Here is a 16,110-nt window from a genome sequence, read left to right as displayed (position 1 = left end):
GGAGATAAGGCTAGTCAAGTCCTTGTAGGTAACCCAAAAAAGAATGAGCGCAGGATTTTATCCTGCGCTCAACGTGGTACTAGGGCTATATGTACTAGTCAAATGAAGCTACGGTTGCAGTTGCTAAACTGGCCATCGGCTCCTCAATGCATTGCCATCCTAATGCTCATTCTAATGCGCTTAAAACTTCAATTAAAATGTATCATCGATAACTTTACCTCTAGGAATAGGAAAGCTGCGAGACATATCTTATATCAGGCATATTCAGCCCTCTGCAGCTGCTCCTACGGCAATCTCATTCTCCTCATAACTAATCCAGTCGCTCCAACTGCCTGCATACAATTTTACCTTACGGTATCCGGCTTCCTGCAAAGCCAGGACATTGGGACAAGCCGAAAGTCCCGAGCCGCAATACACGATCACTTCATGCTCGGGAGGTATCGCGGCAAAACGCTCCTTTTGCAGCTCAGCCCCCTTCATGGTCCCATCCTCGTCGACCCCGTCCTTCCAGAAAGCGTGCACCGCCCCCGGGATATGGCCGGCCACCGGGTCCAGCGGCGCCGTTTCTCCCGTGTACTGTTTCCAGTCCCTTGAATCGAGCAGGGTTATACCGCCTGCACCAATCTTTGCTCTCACCTCGTCCACGTCAGCCAGCCAATCCTTCCGTACATTTGCGCGGAAAACACGCGGGGCTGAATGGCTAATCGCCGGTGTAAGCGGATATCCGGCCGACTTCCAGCCTGCGAACCCTCCATCCAAAATATATGCCGATTCGTGGCCCAGGTATTTCAAAACCCACCATAGCCTCGCAGCTTCAGGCCGAAGGTCATCGTCATAGACAACGACAGGCGTATCCGCATCGATCCCAAGCTTCCCGAGTCGCCGGGCCAGCTCCTCCGGGGGCGGAAGCGGACTCCGGCCGCCGTGCTCCCTTGGAGGATCCATTAAATCCTTTTTCAAATCAACGAATACGGCACCGGGCAGATGCTCGCGCTGATAGGCTTCGAAACCGTAACCCGCAGCATCCGGACGAAAGCGGACATCCGCAACGATCACTCCACGCGGATCGGATCGCAGCTGCTCGAGCACCCATTCTTTACTCACGACATTTGACACAAGCTCCTCATCCCTTCTAAATTCAAGCTAATGTTGCCGTTTAAATCGTAAATTCCAAATCTGCTTCCGTCTTCACGTCATAAATCGCGGAATAGATGTCGTTCTGAATCTTTAGAAGGCGGGCATCCTCCCGCTTCCGCGGACGCTCTTGGGAAACGTCAAAAATATGATGAATGCGACCTGGACGCGGGGACAACAAGACAACCCTGTCCGCAAGAAAGACGGCTTCGGATACGTCATGCGTAACAAATACAACCGTCTTCCTCTCCTCTTGCCATATGCGGAGCAGGTCATTCTGAAGCTGTAGGCGGGTAAGATGATCCACTGCCCCAAAAGGCTCGTCCATCAAGAGGATGTTCGGACTGCTCACGAGCGCCCTTGCGATCCCTGCACGCTGCCGCATGCCTCCGGATAGATGATGAGGGTATTTCGAACCAAATCCCTGCAGGCCGACCATGCTCAGGTATTTGTCTACAAGCGCCTGCCGCTCGGCCTTTCTCATGCCGCCCAGCTCCAGGCCGAGACCCACGTTCTGCGATATCGTCCGCCATGGGTACAGGGATGCATCCTGGAATACAACGCCTGAGCTCCGCGAGGGGCCCTGTACCTTCGCGCCATCCAGTCGAATTTCGCCTTCCGTCGGAAGCTGCAAACCCGCCAGCAGCTCCAGCAGCGTGCTCTTCCCGCAGCCGCTCGGACCAAGGATGCACAGGAATTCGCCGTCCCTAACCTCCAGGTTGATACGTTGTAGCGATACCGTAGGAAGATCGCCGTCATACACCTTCGAGACATTCTCCACCGTAAAGCCGGCCATATGTAAGCCTCCTGCCATAACTTTATTTTTTCGGAATAAACCTCAAATCAAGAATGTCCTCCAGCTCGTAAATCTCGTCCTGGAAGCCCAAATCCTTCTGAATTTGCTGGGTGTCGTTCAGCGCGTTGATGTCAACGTCCGGATTGTTCTCCCACAGCACCTCTTCACGCTTTAGCGCCAGATCCAGCACCTCGGGAGCGATCTCGATATTTTTCAGATAGTAAGCCTTATACTCGTCCGGATGGCTTTTAGCATATTCCTGCGATTTGAAGTAGGCCCGCAGCAGTTTCTCAACCAACTCCGGCTTTTCTTCCAAAATGCCGTCGCGTGCTGCCAGCACCCCGGTGTGGAAGGTCGGCAGATAGTCCCAGCCTGTTGCGATGATATGACCTTTTCCCTGCTTCTCCGCCAGGGACGCGAACGGCTCATGGATGATGGTTGCGTCGACCTGTCCGGTCTCCAAACTCGCGTAAGCGGCCTGATGCGTGCTGTTGGCAATGAAGGTCACATCGTTTGGCGTCAATCCGTGTTCCTTCAGGATAAACTGCGTATACACCTCCAGCCCGCTGCCAAACACGGCAATCCCCACCTTCTTGCCCTTCAGGTCTTCCACGTTCTGGATCTCCGGCGAGGCGATCAGGTAGAACGGTCCTTTGGTCCGAAACATGGAGGAGACGATTTTGACAGGTGCGCCTTTGCCTGCAGCTACAATCGCCGTCGTTGTAGCAACGTCCACCACGTCAATGTCCTTGCTGGTCAAGCCTGCAATCGGATCCTTGGTAGAGATAAACTCGACATCGAGTCCTTCCTCTTCAAAGAAACCCTTTTCGGCCCCGAAGGACACCGCTAATCCGCTGACGCCGCTAAGCGGTGCGTAGCGGATCTTCTCGAGCTTGCTGCCTGCCGCGCTTTCTCCATCCCCACCGGACGCAGCCGCTCCATTTCCGCTGTTTGGACCGCTTGCGCAGCCTGCCGTCATGGCGATCAGCCATATCACTGCAAACGCAATTATGTATGAACGTAATCCTCTTCTGAACATGTGGACCTCTCCCCCTGTAAGTAAGCACATTTTTGATGATCTATGACGATTTCCATTTCAAAAACACGCTGCGTTCCAACCAATCGATCAATGCAATGATGAGTACGGACACGACGGTAACGAGCGCTACGATAGCAAAAGCCTGGGCCGTATTGTACAGCGACGTGGCCTTCACAAGTATGTTGCCAAGGCCATCCTTCGAGGCGAGCATCTCCCCAAACAGGGCTCCGACTAATCCGGTTGCCGCCGATAATCGAAGACCGGCAAAAATCGTGGGTGCGGCAGATGGCAAAATCACCTTCATGATCGTTTGGTAACGCGTAGCCTCAAATACTTTGGCGACCTTCAGATGATTATCCGCCGTCTGCTTGATCCCGGTCATCGTATTGACCGTAATCGTAAAGAAACAGAACAGGAACACAATGGAAATTTTATGCGTGATCCCGATCCCGAGCCAAAGCGCAAGCAAAGGCACGATCGTGACCTTCGGAATTGCCATCAATGCCGAGAGATACGGTCGGAAGAATTGCTCTGCCCAAGGGATCAGCACCAGAGCCATGCCGACGGCCAAACCGCCAAAGGCGGCTAAGCCGTAGCCTACAGCGAACTCGGCCAATGTAACGTACAGATGCCTCCAGATTTCCCCGTCGCCGAACAGCTTGAACAGCTCTCGAAATACCTGGGAAGGTGCAGGCAAATACAAGCTGCTGATGGTCTCCGTACGAACCAGAAGCTCGCAGATCCCCAATATGACCAGCAGCAAGCCGGTTTGTCCCGCCCAGATCATCTTCTTATTCTTGGCTTTCCTTGCTTTCATCAGGCTCACCCCTTGGCAATCCGTTCAAAACGGTTCCGCGGGCGGCTTAATCCCAGATGCTCTCGGAAGGTGCTGCCTTCATACTCGGTACGGAACAAGCCCCGGCGCTGAAGCTCGGGTACAACCAGTTCCAGGAACAGGTCCAGACCGCCCGGCATATAAGGAGGACATACATTGAACCCGTCGGCGGCTTCATCCCTGAACCATTCCTCGATAATATCCGCAACCTGCTGCGCGCTTCCGACCACGAGCAGATGCCCGCGTACCGTTACGGTGAAGAAATAGAACAGATCCCGGACCGTAATATCCTCTCGCCCGTTAGCCGCTCTGGCCAAGTCAGCCCACTGCAGCGCGGTTTCCGAAGCGGATACATCCGGCAGCGGATCGTCCAGCGAGTATCCCCTGAGGTCGATTCCGATCTTATCGGACAACGGCCCCAAATCGTAATCCGTAACGACCAGTTCATTCAATTCCGCATATTTAGCACGGGCCTCTTCTTCCGTTCGGCCGACGATCGGAACTAAGCCGGGAAGGACCTTCAAATCCGAATCCTTCCTCCCATACTCCCGCAAACGCCCCTTCACTTCCTTGTAAAATGTTACGGCGACTTCCTTCACATTCGTTCCTGTAAAGACCATGTCGGAATATTTGGCGGCCAGCATTTGACTGCGTAATGAGGTTCCAGCCGTGATCAGCGGCAGCTGTCCCTGTATCGGACGCTGAATGTTCAGCGGCCCCGCAACGGAAAAGTGTTCTCCGACATGGTTCAGCTCGTGCACCTTGCTGCCGTCGGCGAATACGCCGCTAGCCTTGTCCCGCGGGAGTGCATCGTCCTCCCAGGTGTCCCATAGCCCGCTGACGGTTTCGATAAACTCCTCCGCATAATCGTAGCGCTTGGCGTTATCCCAATGCTTCTCCCGGCTGAAATTCAGCGCAGCCCGGGTATCGGAGCCTGTCACGACATTCCATGAAGCTCTGCCCCGGCTTAAATGATCCAGCGAGGCGGTAAACCGCGCGATGTTATAAGGCTCGGCATAGGTGGTGTTCACGGTGCCGATCAAACCGATTTTATCCGTTGCCGCCGCCAGATAGGACAGCATGGTGAATGGCTCGAGCCGGGTCATTTGCGAAGGAAACAAGTACTGCATATCAGCGCTCGTGGCCAGTCTGTCCCCCAGGAAAAAGAAATCGAACTTGGCCTTCTCGAGCTTTTGGGCAACCTCCTTCAGGAATTGGGGATCGTAAGCGCCGTCGGTTTTCCCTTCGGGCAGCCTCCAGCCCGCGGGATGATAGCCTGTCCCGAATAGAAACAATCCAAGATGCAATTGACGTTGATTAGAACTCATAATGATGTCACCTTCCTGATCTGTAATGGTTGATATCCTTTTGGACGTATTCCTTTTTAGCCCCGAAGCTCCTCTGTCAACCGGTCGACCTCCTTTAACTCTTCCTCTGTCAGCCGTTCATCGGAATGCTTCAACGCCTCTGAAATATGCTCGGGTTTCGATGCACCGACAATGGCCGACGTGATGCCCGGGCGGCTGAGCACCCAGTTCAGAGCGAACTGGGGAAGCGACCATCCCCGCTGTTCGGCTAACGGCCGGATCCCTTCCACGATGGCGAGCGAGTGCCGCTGGTTCAGCAGCAATTTCAATCTCTGCTCACCCGCCGCAAGGCGCGAGTCCGTCGGAGGAGCTTGGCCCGTCCGATACTTCCCGGACAATATGCCGCGTCCGAGCGGGCTGTATACGATAACCCCGACTTGCTCGGATTGGGCGTAAGGAATCAGCTCGCGTTCAATCTCCCTCGTAATAAGGCTGTATTCCGGCTGCACGCTCTCGAATCTGCGAAGTCCATGGAGCGCACTGATGCCATGGGCCTTGGCAAGCTGCCAAGCCGCATAATTCGAGCAGCCGATGTAGCGGATTTTGCCTTCTCGAACAAGATCCGTAAGCGCCTCAAGCGTCTCGTCCAGCGGGGTGATCTCATCAAATCGATGGACCTGATACAAGTCGATATAATCTGTTTGAAGCCGGGTAAGGCTGTTCTCCAAGGCGCGATAAATATGGTAGCGGCTTTGGCCTTGGTCATTGATGCCGGGTCCGACCGGGTTATGCAGCTTGGTAGCAAGGAGAATATCCCGTCTTCGCTCCTTCAGCAGCCTGCCCAAAATTTCTTCCGATTCTCCAAGCTGGTTGACATTCCCGGTATCCATCCCCGTGCCGTACACATCAGCCGTATCAATCAGATTGATGCCAGACTCAAGCGCCTGGTCCAAGACGGCGGCTGAAGCCCGCTCATCGATCCAGCGGCCGAACGCCATGGTCCCGAGGCTCACCTCGGAGACCCGAATCCCCGTTCTGCCGAGTGTTCTGTACTGCATACTTGCTGCCCCCTCATATTGAATCGAATAAAAAAACAACCGGAAGACACACCTCAGATCACACGCATGATCCAAGGATGCATCTCCGGTTGTCCGGTAGAATACGCATCCATCCTATTGATATAAAAATCATCCACCCTTACAGGCTAACCTTTCACTTCCAATGGTTTGGTAGGTGAAACAAGTCTATAATTATAGATATATCCGATAAGTTAAGTAGGATTATAGCACCGTCTAATTTCTTCGTCAATTGATTTCTTATTGGAGCACTTTCTTGAAAACCTAGTCCAACGGAAGTCCGATTTATGCAGGGACCATTTGCCGTGTAACTGGCATACCAAAACTCGCCTACCTCGCTTATCGGTTAGCTTGCCACCGGTTGCACGTTGTCTTGACTAACCAACTCGAGAATCTAATAAAAGCAGTTATGAAACCGGCCTTCCAAAACCGTTCTCCCATAAGAGCAGTCCTCATGGCTGATTATCATGCACCCTCATTATCGGAACAGCAGATACAAACGAACTCTCTAACCTCCACAAAACCATTGCAAACTGCCCCGACTGGTGGTGGTTGGACCGACGATTCACATCTAATCGATACACTAGCGTAATTATCTAACTCCAAGAAGATCACTTCTTGAAAAAAACTAGGAGGGCGCCTTGGAGGCAATTCCCTTTCGATAATCGTCCCATCCTGCAAAGTTACAGCCAGTATAGCTTGACAAGGAGCGGTAACCAATTGGCTCGAACTTGCAATGATGAATACTCTCTCTGGTGGAGTAGAAGCACGCTGCTGAATGATCGTACTGCTTGTTCCGCAAGGTATTGAGAAGCCTTGAGATTGATTAAATTGTTGAACTGTGCAATTCGATTGGCTTCGATTGTTCATATTACTAATCACAGTGTTCGTCGAAGTTGTAACTCGATTGCTTAGGCTCGCGTTTAATGAGCTGATTGCATTCACCACATTAGCGTTCAAGTTGCTGTTGTCGTTGCTGATTACACTGCTGAGGTTATTCAGATCATTGTTCATCGTCGTATTAATGCCGATCAGTTGACCATTAATCGTGTTGAGCAAACGAACAACTTGATTGATGTCGTTCTTTCGACGTGCTTTCAAGTTAACCTTCCTGCATTTAGTTAGTGTTCTCACCGCGAATCATCGCTCCCTTCGCTGGTGACTCAGTGCTTCCGCAACCGCAATCCCAGTCTTCTCCTACCACTTTTAACATGAAATAAACCATTCGAAACTGGTGATCTTTGTGGATCCCCTCTTGAATAAATCTGTCCTTCATGATGCTTAATATTTGCTGTGAAAGGAACTGTGTCGTATTTTGCTGCAAGAACCGTTGGTACTCCTCGCTTCTCTCGAGAATGAATGATTCGAATGCATCCAGAATCACGATTGGTTCCGCACCGTTTCTCAGCAGCTCCTCGACATACGGCATCTTCAGTCTCGATAGACGGTCCAACAGAAATTCTCGTTGTATATCGTTCAACGAATATCCTCCTCTCAATTATCGATACTGAATACCACTTTCTTGATCCTTAGCAACAGACACAGAAAAACTCATTTATACCAACAAAACCGTTACAAGCTGCACCGGCGGGAGGAGGTACGCTGGATTCGCAGCGAACCGATATGCTAGAGAAGTTATCAACTCGTATGCTACTAAACGTTTGCGATATGGGTTCTTCAAGCACGCTGCCCTCACTTGTTACGACTACTAACACAGGCTGGCAGGGATTGGTGTTTGGCTGGAAGCTTTGGAAAAAGATAATGACGGTTTCCGGTGCGGACGCCGATAGATTTTCAAAATAGGTTGTACTTGTGCCGCAAGGAACGTCAAAGTTTGTTGAGTTGTTGAATTGTTGAACCGTACATGTAACGTTATCCCCGTTATTCATATTGCTAATTATAGTGTTTGTGTTCGTCTCGATGGTATTGTTCAAACTGGCGTTTAATGTGTTCAAAGAATTAATCAGGCTAGCATTCAAGTTGTTGTCCGTGTTGCTGATTACCGATGTTAGGCTGTTAATATTATTGTTCAAGTTCGAGTTGATGCCGGTGAGCTGCGTATTAATGGTGTTAAGGACGTCGACGACCCTGGTAAGCTGCGCTTTACTTCGTTTCCTTTTTATGCGAATACCTGATCGTTCGCAGCTCTTACTGTCCTCCTTCTTTGTTGTACCCAACCCTGATCACACCTTTCGTTCACTTTTAAGCATGTGGACGTTTGAGATGACCCTCCATCTGTCTAGAACCAGCATACACAGGTGCCACTGCCCTGGTCTGTGCGAATGCAGGATGGCAGTCCGCGGATATTTCGGTACAAGCGCCGCAGAAGTGAGAATCCCTCTTAATTGAAGAATAATGCTGCTTAAACTGTCTAAGGCGCAGGGAAGTAACCCTGCGCCCAAATAATACATGGATGTATTCATTGTATCTTGCATGGCTCCGGGCTGAATCTCCCGGAAACAGTAGATTCAATTAACCTCGCCTGCATCAGCCTACAGATTTTTCGCAGCCTCCATCAACTGCTCTTTCGTCATAGCAGGCGAGTCGCTGCCTAAGCGATAGATGATCGACTCGCCGTCTTGTTCAATCATCCAGCTGATTTCTTGGTAGAAATGATTATCGGTATATACATAGGCATCGTTTTTAAAATAATGAGCCCCGTGTCCATTTAGGTCCAGCTCTTCATATTCAGCTGAGGGCGGGGCTAACGACTGTATTTTCACTTTGGAATCAGGTGCATTTTCCATGATCAAATATAGCGTCTCTTGATCTGCATTGCGATATACGGTGGTGTACGTTAACAACGGAAATGAGGCTGGTACGGAAGTTTTTCTCCATATAAGGTCCTTGCCTGTCTCCTCACTTTCGGCCTTTAACTCTTCCAGTAAAGCTGCACTATCCGTTTCGGAGCCCACATAAGCGCCGAAGGGAGAAAGCTCCATTCCTCCCGCGAACCTGTACGTTCCAAGCAAGGATTCCGGAGGCATCCTATCAAAATGACGGTCCATTAATGCCTTCCGCCAGACATCCAGGTCCTCGTTCACATCCGGTTGCGAGACCGGAATGAACGGCAAGCTCCTGACGTTGCCCATATCGGTTAAATAGATAACGGCCGATTCTCCCGGGTTCAACTGGGTCTTCACCTCATCTCGGGCCTTGTTGATCCGCTCGAGTTGAGCCTTGCTTAACTTTAACTCCTCCAGCGTTTCGGCAGACATCGTCATATTGCCTTTCGTCTCCTCAAAGAGCAGCGTTCGACCCGCATAAGCAAAGCCGCTGACGACCGCAATCAGTAAAATGACCATTACCGCCTTGGACCATCTCCGTCTTCTTCCCATCGATTGTACTCCAATCTCCTCCAGCATTCGCTCCCTGTACGCGTTCATTACTCGGATATCTATGGAAGGAGGACACACGACGTTTTTATCATTTTGTTGAAAATCATCTTTCAATTGCTGCTCAATAGACATAGCCGTCCCGCTCCTTTCTGTGGTCGCGCTGACCATACATATGGCGCAGGCGCTTCAGGGCATGATGGTGCCTTGATTTTACCGTCCCTATCGGAACCTTCACCAAGTCGGCGATTTCTTCAAGCGTCAAATCCTGATAATACCTGAGAACGACAACCTCTTTAAGCTTCAAAGGCAGCGCTTCGAGCATTGGAATCAGCTCCAACCGATCACTCAGGTGGGATACTCGATCTTCCAACGCCAAAGGAGGCGGTTCGGAAAATACATCCTTCACCCTTTCCAGCATACGACTCCTTCGCCAACTTTTTCGCCTCCAGTTACGAACTTGCCTGATAATCAAGCCGTTGAACCAAGAGCTGAATTTCTGCCCCTGCTCATAATTGTCCAGACTCTTGATCAGTTCAATATATACCTCGCTCATAATGTCCGGTACCTCTTGTTTGTTGGGAGCCAAGTAGTAGATTAATCCGTATGCCTGATCGCGCGTTAAATCATAAACTGCCCGGAACGCTTCTTCATCTCCCTGGCTCATCCGGATGAGCCAAGGTTTAATATCCATTTCATTCATAGGGCCGGCCTCCATTGTAAGACTTACACTTGATATTGGCTCCATCGCCCAATAAGGTTCAAATTTGATGTTACAAAAATTTTTGATAGAGGGCATGCCACCCCCTTTGTTCGAAATTGCAGCATCGGGTAAGCCTTCTCTTACCCTACGAAAAAACGCAGCACTCCTGCTGCGTTTCATCGAAAATATGAAGTTAGGGTCATCATTGGTTTATCGCTATATATCTGACTAGCGTCAAAGCCCCAGCTCCGCTCCCCCCGCAAGAAGTGCCGCCTGCAAGCGATCAATGGGCACATCCGCAGTGCGGTAATCGATACGAGCCGCCAGAGCCGCCGCCGCGCCCGCCGCTTCGCCTATGGCCATGCAGCTAGGGGTCAGACGCGTCGTTGCTTGCGCTTCATGCGTAGTCGAAATACAACGCCCGGCAAGCAGCAGATTATCCACATCTCGTGGAACGATGCTGCGGTAAGGAATGTCATACGCACCGCCTTCACGGATGAAGTTAGCCGTAACGCCCGTCCCTTCCGGGTTGTGGATATCGATCGGATATCCGCTTCTCGCAATGACATCAGGGAACCGCCGCCCATCCAACACATCCATGCCGTTCAGCACATATTCGCCAAGGATTCGTCTTGTCTCCCTGATGCCGATCTGAGTGCCGACTGCGCTGACAACAGCGTTCTCAAACCCCGCGATATGTTCCCGGAAGAACCGTTCGAGCAGGAGCACCTGTTTCCTGCCTTCAATTTCTGCAGCGGTAAGATGGTCCGCATCCGTCGGATCCAATCCCGAGACACGCGATACGTTAATCAACACTTCATCCGGACCCGGTCCGGTAAAGAATAGCACGCCATCCCTAGGAATCGGCAATCCCGCCTCTTCCCATTCTTTGTAGAATCCCATCACACCTGTCAGCGGGAGCTGATCCAATTCGGAGATTAATGACTTTTCATAAAACTGTTCCGGATTGCGCTGCATGTATGCCTTAACCGCATCGAGATTAACGCCGCGCATGCGAAATTTCATTGTCATCGGCTGCACTTTCCGGTTCTGATTCCCCTGCTCCCAAGTCGCACCGGCGGCAAAGGCAACATCTCCATCGCCCGTCGCGTCAACGAATACTTTGGCTGCGATTCGCCTGCGACCGCTTTTATTCTGAACGGTTAACTCCGTAATGCGCTGGTCTTGTACTTCAACATCCGTAACAAATGAATGCAGCAGCAAGTGCGCTCCGGCTTCTTGCAGCATGTCAAAGGCCAGTACTTTATACACTTCCGGATGATATGGGGTTAACGAATATACAAAACCGACCGTATCCCGCAAATGTCCCGGAGATGCGCCGAGCAGCATCAATCGGTCCACTATTTCTTGCGCGACGCCCTTAATGACCTGTTCTCCGACAGCCGTGTGAAACGTCATCCAAGGGTAAACCAATGCCACGGTAGACATTCCCCCAAGAAAGCCGTAACGTTCGATAAGAATCGTACGCGCTCCGTTCCGGGCCGCGCTGATTGCTGCAGCGATGCCGGCCGGTCCTCCTCCGAGAACTGCGACATCAAAGCGTTCACTCTGTTGCAACCTGATCCCACCTCTCTTGTACAACTTGTGACGAGCCTGATGGGCTAACGATTCTCTTCTCTTCCTATTGTTAGTCCATCGATGAATTGATATTGCTGATTTTTGTTTATTCTTCATATTCGATAAAGCAATCCTCAATCCTATCTGAAAACCAAATATTAATAAAGAAAAAAAGAGCGGAACAATCCCGCTCAAAGTATGATGATAAAATAGAAGATCGCTGCCAAGACGAAACGATATAGAGCAAACCATTCCAAACGAAGCCGTTTAATCAATTTGATAAATGTCACGACTGCAATCATTGCCACAAGAAAGGATGTCACAAAGCCAATCAACATCAGGACCAAATCGTCTGAGCTTAGCAAATCCCGACTATCGTATAAATCCAGTAAGGTTGCGCCAAACATAACCGGCACGGAAATGAGGAACGTAAAATCTGCGGCGGCTTTCTGGCTGGTGCCAAGCAAAAGACCGCCTGAAATCGTCGAGCCCGATCTCGAGAACCCCGGCCACAATGCCAAACACTGGAACAGGCCGATCCCGAAGGCTTGTTTATAATTTATCCGATCCATCGTATCGGCGGTTTCGGTTCTCCTGCTCCGTGCAGCAATGATCATCAACACGGCTCCGGCCACTAAACCGATCAAGACAGGGGTTGGGCCGAACAAATGGCTTTTTATCGTGTCCTTGAGCAGGAGATATACGATTAGTGCCGGTAACATTGCCAAAATCATATGTATGACATTTAGTCCTCGACTACTAGAAAAATCCATTCGTATCAGATTAGTCCCAATCGCCAAATATCTCTTCCAATAAAGGATGAGAACGGCCATGACCGCACCCAGCTGTATAACGATTTTAAAAGTTGTGGCAGCGTCTCCCTCAAAGTTTAGTAAGCTGCCAGCTAAAATCAGATGTCCAGTAGACGATACCGGTAAAAATTCGGTTAAGCCCTCTATGATGCCGAGTATAATTGCTTTAACTACATCACTCATTAATGGATATCCCCCTTCGGAAATCTAACATTTCCAGTATAAGGGGGACATCCAATGTTTCCCATCGATTCATATAACAAAATTCCATTTCGAGTGACAACATTGTCACATAGCTCTTTTACGCTTGCTGTCCACCCTGATAGATCGTTTCATCCTGACGCACGTTCCGTCCTGCTGCCTTGGCCAGCTCAAGCAGCTTTGTCGCATCATCCTCAGGTTTGTATCCGATCAGTTCCTCCAGATAATCGATGTTGTAGTAGTTATCACTGTTGGCTGAGGTACCGTACAGATTCAAATATTTCAGCTCGTCATCTGCTTCAATACAACAAACGATCAATGAAAGCATATCACGCTCGGATATCCAGATATGACCCGCACGCTCAGAATGAGGACGATCATCCCCAGGAAAGTTGCCAATACGAATATTGAACGAGGAGATCTTGCCTTGATCCGAGTAAAGCCTGCCCAGCAGTTCAATATAACATTTGCTGAGACCATAAAAGCTATCCGGACGGTATGGATCATGGGGACCAACCTTCTCGTCAGTCCTGTAATATCCGGTTGCGTGATTGGAGCTGGCAAATATCATACGACGCACGCCGTTTTGTACCGCCGCCTCGAATAATTTGTAGGCACCGCTCACATTCCCCGCCAGGACCTTGCCGAGAAAATCCCCGTCGTCCTTGATCCAGGCAAAATGAATCACCGTGTCAATCCCCTGCGTTAGCTCTGCCAGCCGGGCTTCGTCACCGATGTCCATTTGTACAATGCCCAGCTTCTCGTCCGCATGTATATCAGCTCCGACAACGTCATACCGATTGTCTTGCTGCAGTCCCTTGAATACGACGCTTCCGATAGTACCTGCCGCACCCGTGATTAACAGTTTGCGTTTCATCTCCTCTAACCCCTCTCTCGCTTCATCCTCACCTGATTGCTGTCCTGTTAGTTATTACCCGCTTGGAAAAGGTTGTATACGGAAATTTCGGGAGCTGTTGATTCCGTACCATTTCGCTAGACGAAAAGCCGTCCGGGATGATGAGAGTGGACTAAGCAGAACCATTACCGAACCATCGCTATCACTTTTTCTCGCGGATCTCGTTCAAAATTTGATCCATGAAATCCTCCACTTGCTTAACGCCAAGGTCTCCTTCGCCGCGTTTCCTCACAGCGACGGCTCCGGAGGCAACTTCGTTTTCTCCAAGTACGAGCGTGAAAGGAACCTTCTGCAGCTGTGCTTCCCTGATTTTATAGCCTAATTTTTCGTTGCGCCCATCCACTTCTGCCCGAATCCCCGCATCCCTCAGCGCTTCCTTTACTTGAAGGGCATAATTGAGTTGGTGATCCGATACCGGCAAGAGTTTGACCTGAACCGGGGCGAGCCAGAGCGGAAACGCGCCGCTATAATGCTCTGTCAAAATGCCGACAAACCGGTCGACCGAGCCGTAGATCGCGCGATGAATCACTACCGGCCGATATTTCCGGTTATCTTCCCCGATGTACGAAAGATCAAATTTCTCCGGCATTTGAAAATCAAGCTGGATCGTTCCGCACTGCCAGCTTCGTTTTAAGGCATCAAGAATGTGAAAATCAATTTTGGGCCCGTAAAATGCGCCATCCCCTTCATTCAATCGGTAAACGATCCCCATGCGATCCAAGACGTTTCGAAGTGCCGATTCTGCCTGGTTCCACAATTCCTCGGAGCCCATTGATTGTTCAGGCCGGGTCGACAGCTCGATTGTGTATTCAAAACCAAACACCTGATAAATCCGGTCGATCAACCCGATAACTCGGCCGATTTCATCCTCGATCTGATCGGGTCTGACGAAGATGTGCGCATCATCCTGACAGAATGTGCGAACTCGCATCATCCCGTTCAAGGCACCCGAAAACTCGTGACGGTGTACTTGGCCGAATTCGGATATTCGAATCGGAAGCTCTCGATAGGAATGCAGGCTATTTTTAAAAATCAGCATATGTCCAGGACAATTCATGGGCTTCAGCGCAAATTTTGTTTCGTCGACCTCGGTAAAGTACATGTTTTCATGGTAATGATCCCAGTGGCCGGATTGCTCCCACAGCTTCTGGTTCATCATGAACGGAGTGCGGACTTCTTCGTAATCCTGCTTCCTCTGTTCTTCACGCGAGAAATGTTCAAGTTCATTACGGATAATCATTCCCTTAGGCAAATAAAAAGGCATGCCGGGCGCTTCTTCGGAAAACATAAACAATCCGAGCTCTTTGCCCAGCTTCCGGTGATCGCGCTTCCTGGCTTCTTCGAGCATTTGCAAATGTTCATCCAGCTGAGCCTTTTTGGGAAACGCCGTTCCGTAAATCCGCTGAAGCATTGGATTGTTTGAATCCCCACGCCAATATGCTCCGGCAACGCTCATTAATTTAAATGCTTTGATTCGTCCTGTAGACGGCAAATGCGGTCCGCGGCAAAGGTCGAAAAACTCGCCCTGATCATAAATCGAAATAACCGCATCCTTGGGCAGACCATGAATCAGCTCCAGCTTTAACGGATCCTCGCTGAAAATCTGTACCGCTTCTTCACGACTGACAACTCGACGAACAATGGGAAGATTCTCTTGCACGATCCGCTCCATTTCCTTCTCGATGGAAGAAAGGTCGTCGGTTGTTAATGCTTTTCCGAGGTCGATGTCGTAGTAAAAGCCATCGTCGATGACAGGTCCTATTCCCAGGTTGACTGCTTGATTCCCGTATATGCGTTTGATGGCCTGCGCCATTACGTGTGCCGTGCTGTGTCTGAGGATTTCGAGTCCATCCTTACTGTCAAGCGTAATGATTTCGACCTGACAGTCCTCCTTCATCATCCAGTTTAAATCGACCGGTGCGCCATTGATTTTTCCCGCTACCGCATGTTTCATCAAGCTTGCACCAATGGACTTCGCGACTTGTTCAATTGTCGTGCCCCGATCATATTCCCGTATATCCCCATCGGGCAGCATTACTTTCAATTTCATGAGAAATCCTCCACTCCATTTCGATATTTTTGAACGCAAAAAGGCGCACTTGTCCGCAAGGGACGAGCGCGCTCGTGGTTCCACCCTAAATTTGACCCGCCGTAATCGCGAATCCTCATTGGATCCTGTAACGGGAATACCCGGCGAAGTATACTCTCAAGGATAAACCTTGATTTCCATATCGCAGCTGCAAGGTGGTAAATCCTTAGGGGTGCCGAAGAGGATTTCAGCCCATGTCCTCTTTCTCTGAACGGCCCTTGGTTAAGGATTCATGTCCTTGGTCATCGCTATTCTTTCTTTCGTTTTCAATCTCACGCAAAAAAGCGCA

General features: G+C 50.3%; 14 protein-coding genes. All 14 read right to left on the bottom strand.

What is annotated here, in order from left to right; genetic code table 11:
• Positions 1-264: 264 nt before the first annotated feature.
• Positions 265-1,116 carry a sulfurtransferase gene (locus tag MKX76_RS07135; RefSeq protein ID WP_341033301.1) on the bottom strand — a complete coding sequence of 284 codons (852 nt, stop codon included), beginning with the start codon at positions 1,114-1,116 and terminating at the stop codon, positions 265-267.
• A gap of 40 nt (positions 1,117-1,156) precedes the next feature.
• The gene (locus MKX76_RS07130) at positions 1,157-1,930 is read right to left on the bottom strand and encodes an ABC transporter ATP-binding protein (protein WP_341033300.1); all 774 of its coding nucleotides are present in this window, start codon (positions 1,928-1,930) and stop codon (positions 1,157-1,159) included.
• Between the two features lie 22 nt (positions 1,931-1,952).
• Entirely contained in the window at positions 1,953-2,969 is a 1,017-nt protein-coding gene (locus MKX76_RS07125; RefSeq protein WP_341033299.1) for an ABC transporter substrate-binding protein, read from the bottom strand.
• A gap of 40 nt (positions 2,970-3,009) precedes the next feature.
• Positions 3,010-3,786, bottom strand: a complete 777-nt coding sequence (locus MKX76_RS07120; protein ID WP_007128139.1) for an ABC transporter permease — start codon at positions 3,784-3,786, stop codon at positions 3,010-3,012.
• Between the two features lie 5 nt (positions 3,787-3,791).
• Positions 3,792-5,132: an LLM class flavin-dependent oxidoreductase gene (locus MKX76_RS07115; RefSeq protein ID WP_028406851.1), complete on the bottom strand. Its 1,341-nt coding sequence runs from the start codon at positions 5,130-5,132 to the stop codon at positions 3,792-3,794.
• A 56-nt stretch (positions 5,133-5,188) separates the two neighbouring features.
• Positions 5,189-6,169, bottom strand: a complete 981-nt coding sequence (locus MKX76_RS07110; protein WP_251534748.1) for an aldo/keto reductase — start codon at positions 6,167-6,169, stop codon at positions 5,189-5,191.
• Positions 6,170-6,652: 483 nt separating this feature from the next.
• Positions 6,653-7,288 (bottom strand): hypothetical protein, encoded by a 636-nt coding sequence (locus tag MKX76_RS07105; RefSeq protein WP_007128142.1) that lies wholly within the window; start codon positions 7,286-7,288, stop codon positions 6,653-6,655.
• Positions 7,289-7,304: 16 nt separating this feature from the next.
• Complete coding sequence (locus tag MKX76_RS07100) at positions 7,305-7,667, bottom strand: hypothetical protein (protein ID WP_007128143.1); 363 nt, start codon at positions 7,665-7,667, stop codon at positions 7,305-7,307.
• 1,012 nt (positions 7,668-8,679) lie between these two features.
• Complete coding sequence (locus MKX76_RS07095) at positions 8,680-9,657, bottom strand: hypothetical protein (protein ID WP_341033297.1); 978 nt, start codon at positions 9,655-9,657, stop codon at positions 8,680-8,682.
• Positions 9,647-10,225, bottom strand: a complete 579-nt coding sequence (locus MKX76_RS07090; RefSeq protein ID WP_341033296.1) for a sigma-70 family RNA polymerase sigma factor — start codon at positions 10,223-10,225, stop codon at positions 9,647-9,649. Before MKX76_RS07090 ends, MKX76_RS07095 begins: the two co-directional genes overlap by 11 nt.
• A gap of 234 nt (positions 10,226-10,459) precedes the next feature.
• A complete protein-coding gene (locus MKX76_RS07085; protein WP_341033294.1) occupies positions 10,460-11,803 on the bottom strand; it encodes an FAD-dependent oxidoreductase in 1,344 nt (447 codons plus the stop codon).
• Between the two features lie 191 nt (positions 11,804-11,994).
• Positions 11,995-12,798: an undecaprenyl-diphosphate phosphatase gene (locus MKX76_RS07080; protein WP_341033292.1), complete on the bottom strand. Its 804-nt coding sequence runs from the start codon at positions 12,796-12,798 to the stop codon at positions 11,995-11,997.
• 118 nt (positions 12,799-12,916) lie between these two features.
• Positions 12,917-13,693 carry an NAD-dependent epimerase/dehydratase family protein gene (locus tag MKX76_RS07075; RefSeq protein WP_341033291.1) on the bottom strand — a complete coding sequence of 259 codons (777 nt, stop codon included), beginning with the start codon at positions 13,691-13,693 and terminating at the stop codon, positions 12,917-12,919.
• 181 nt (positions 13,694-13,874) lie between these two features.
• Positions 13,875-15,782 (bottom strand): threonine--tRNA ligase, encoded by a 1,908-nt coding sequence (gene thrS, locus MKX76_RS07070; protein WP_341033290.1) that lies wholly within the window; start codon positions 15,780-15,782, stop codon positions 13,875-13,877.
• Positions 15,783-16,110 lie beyond the last annotated feature (328 nt).

It is taken from the genome of Paenibacillus sp. FSL R5-0810 (assembly GCF_038002285.1).
GTDB lineage: Bacteria > Bacillota > Bacilli > Paenibacillales > Paenibacillaceae > Paenibacillus_AQ > Paenibacillus_AQ lactis.
Note: the sequence above shows the minus strand (reverse complement) of the source record. Positions and strands in the feature narration are given on the sequence as shown.

Bases quoted from the DNA above. Each gene is read 5' to 3' on its own strand.
- MKX76_RS07130 (WP_341033300.1), bottom strand. From the start codon at position 1,930: ATGGCCGGCTTTACGGTGGAGAATGTCTCGAAGGTGTATGACGGCGAT.
- MKX76_RS07125 (WP_341033299.1), bottom strand. From the start codon at position 2,969: ATGTTCAGAAGAGGATTACGTTCATACATAATTGCGTTTGCAGTGATA.
- MKX76_RS07120 (WP_007128139.1), bottom strand. From the start codon at position 3,786: ATGAAAGCAAGGAAAGCCAAGAATAAGAAGATGATCTGGGCGGGACAA.
- MKX76_RS07115 (WP_028406851.1), bottom strand. From the start codon at position 5,132: ATGAGTTCTAATCAACGTCAATTGCATCTTGGATTGTTTCTATTCGGG.
- MKX76_RS07110 (WP_251534748.1), bottom strand. From the start codon at position 6,169: ATGCAGTACAGAACACTCGGCAGAACGGGGATTCGGGTCTCCGAGGTG.
- MKX76_RS07095 (WP_341033297.1), bottom strand. From the start codon at position 9,657: ATGTCTATTGAGCAGCAATTGAAAGATGATTTTCAACAAAATGATAAA.
- MKX76_RS07090 (WP_341033296.1), bottom strand. From the start codon at position 10,225: ATGAATGAAATGGATATTAAACCTTGGCTCATCCGGATGAGCCAGGGA.
- MKX76_RS07080 (WP_341033292.1), bottom strand. From the start codon at position 12,798: ATGAGTGATGTAGTTAAAGCAATTATACTCGGCATCATAGAGGGCTTA.
- MKX76_RS07075 (WP_341033291.1), bottom strand. From the start codon at position 13,693: ATGAAACGCAAACTGTTAATCACGGGTGCGGCAGGTACTATCGGAAGC.
- thrS (WP_341033290.1), bottom strand. From the start codon at position 15,782: ATGAAATTGAAAGTAATGCTGCCCGATGGGGATATACGGGAATATGAT.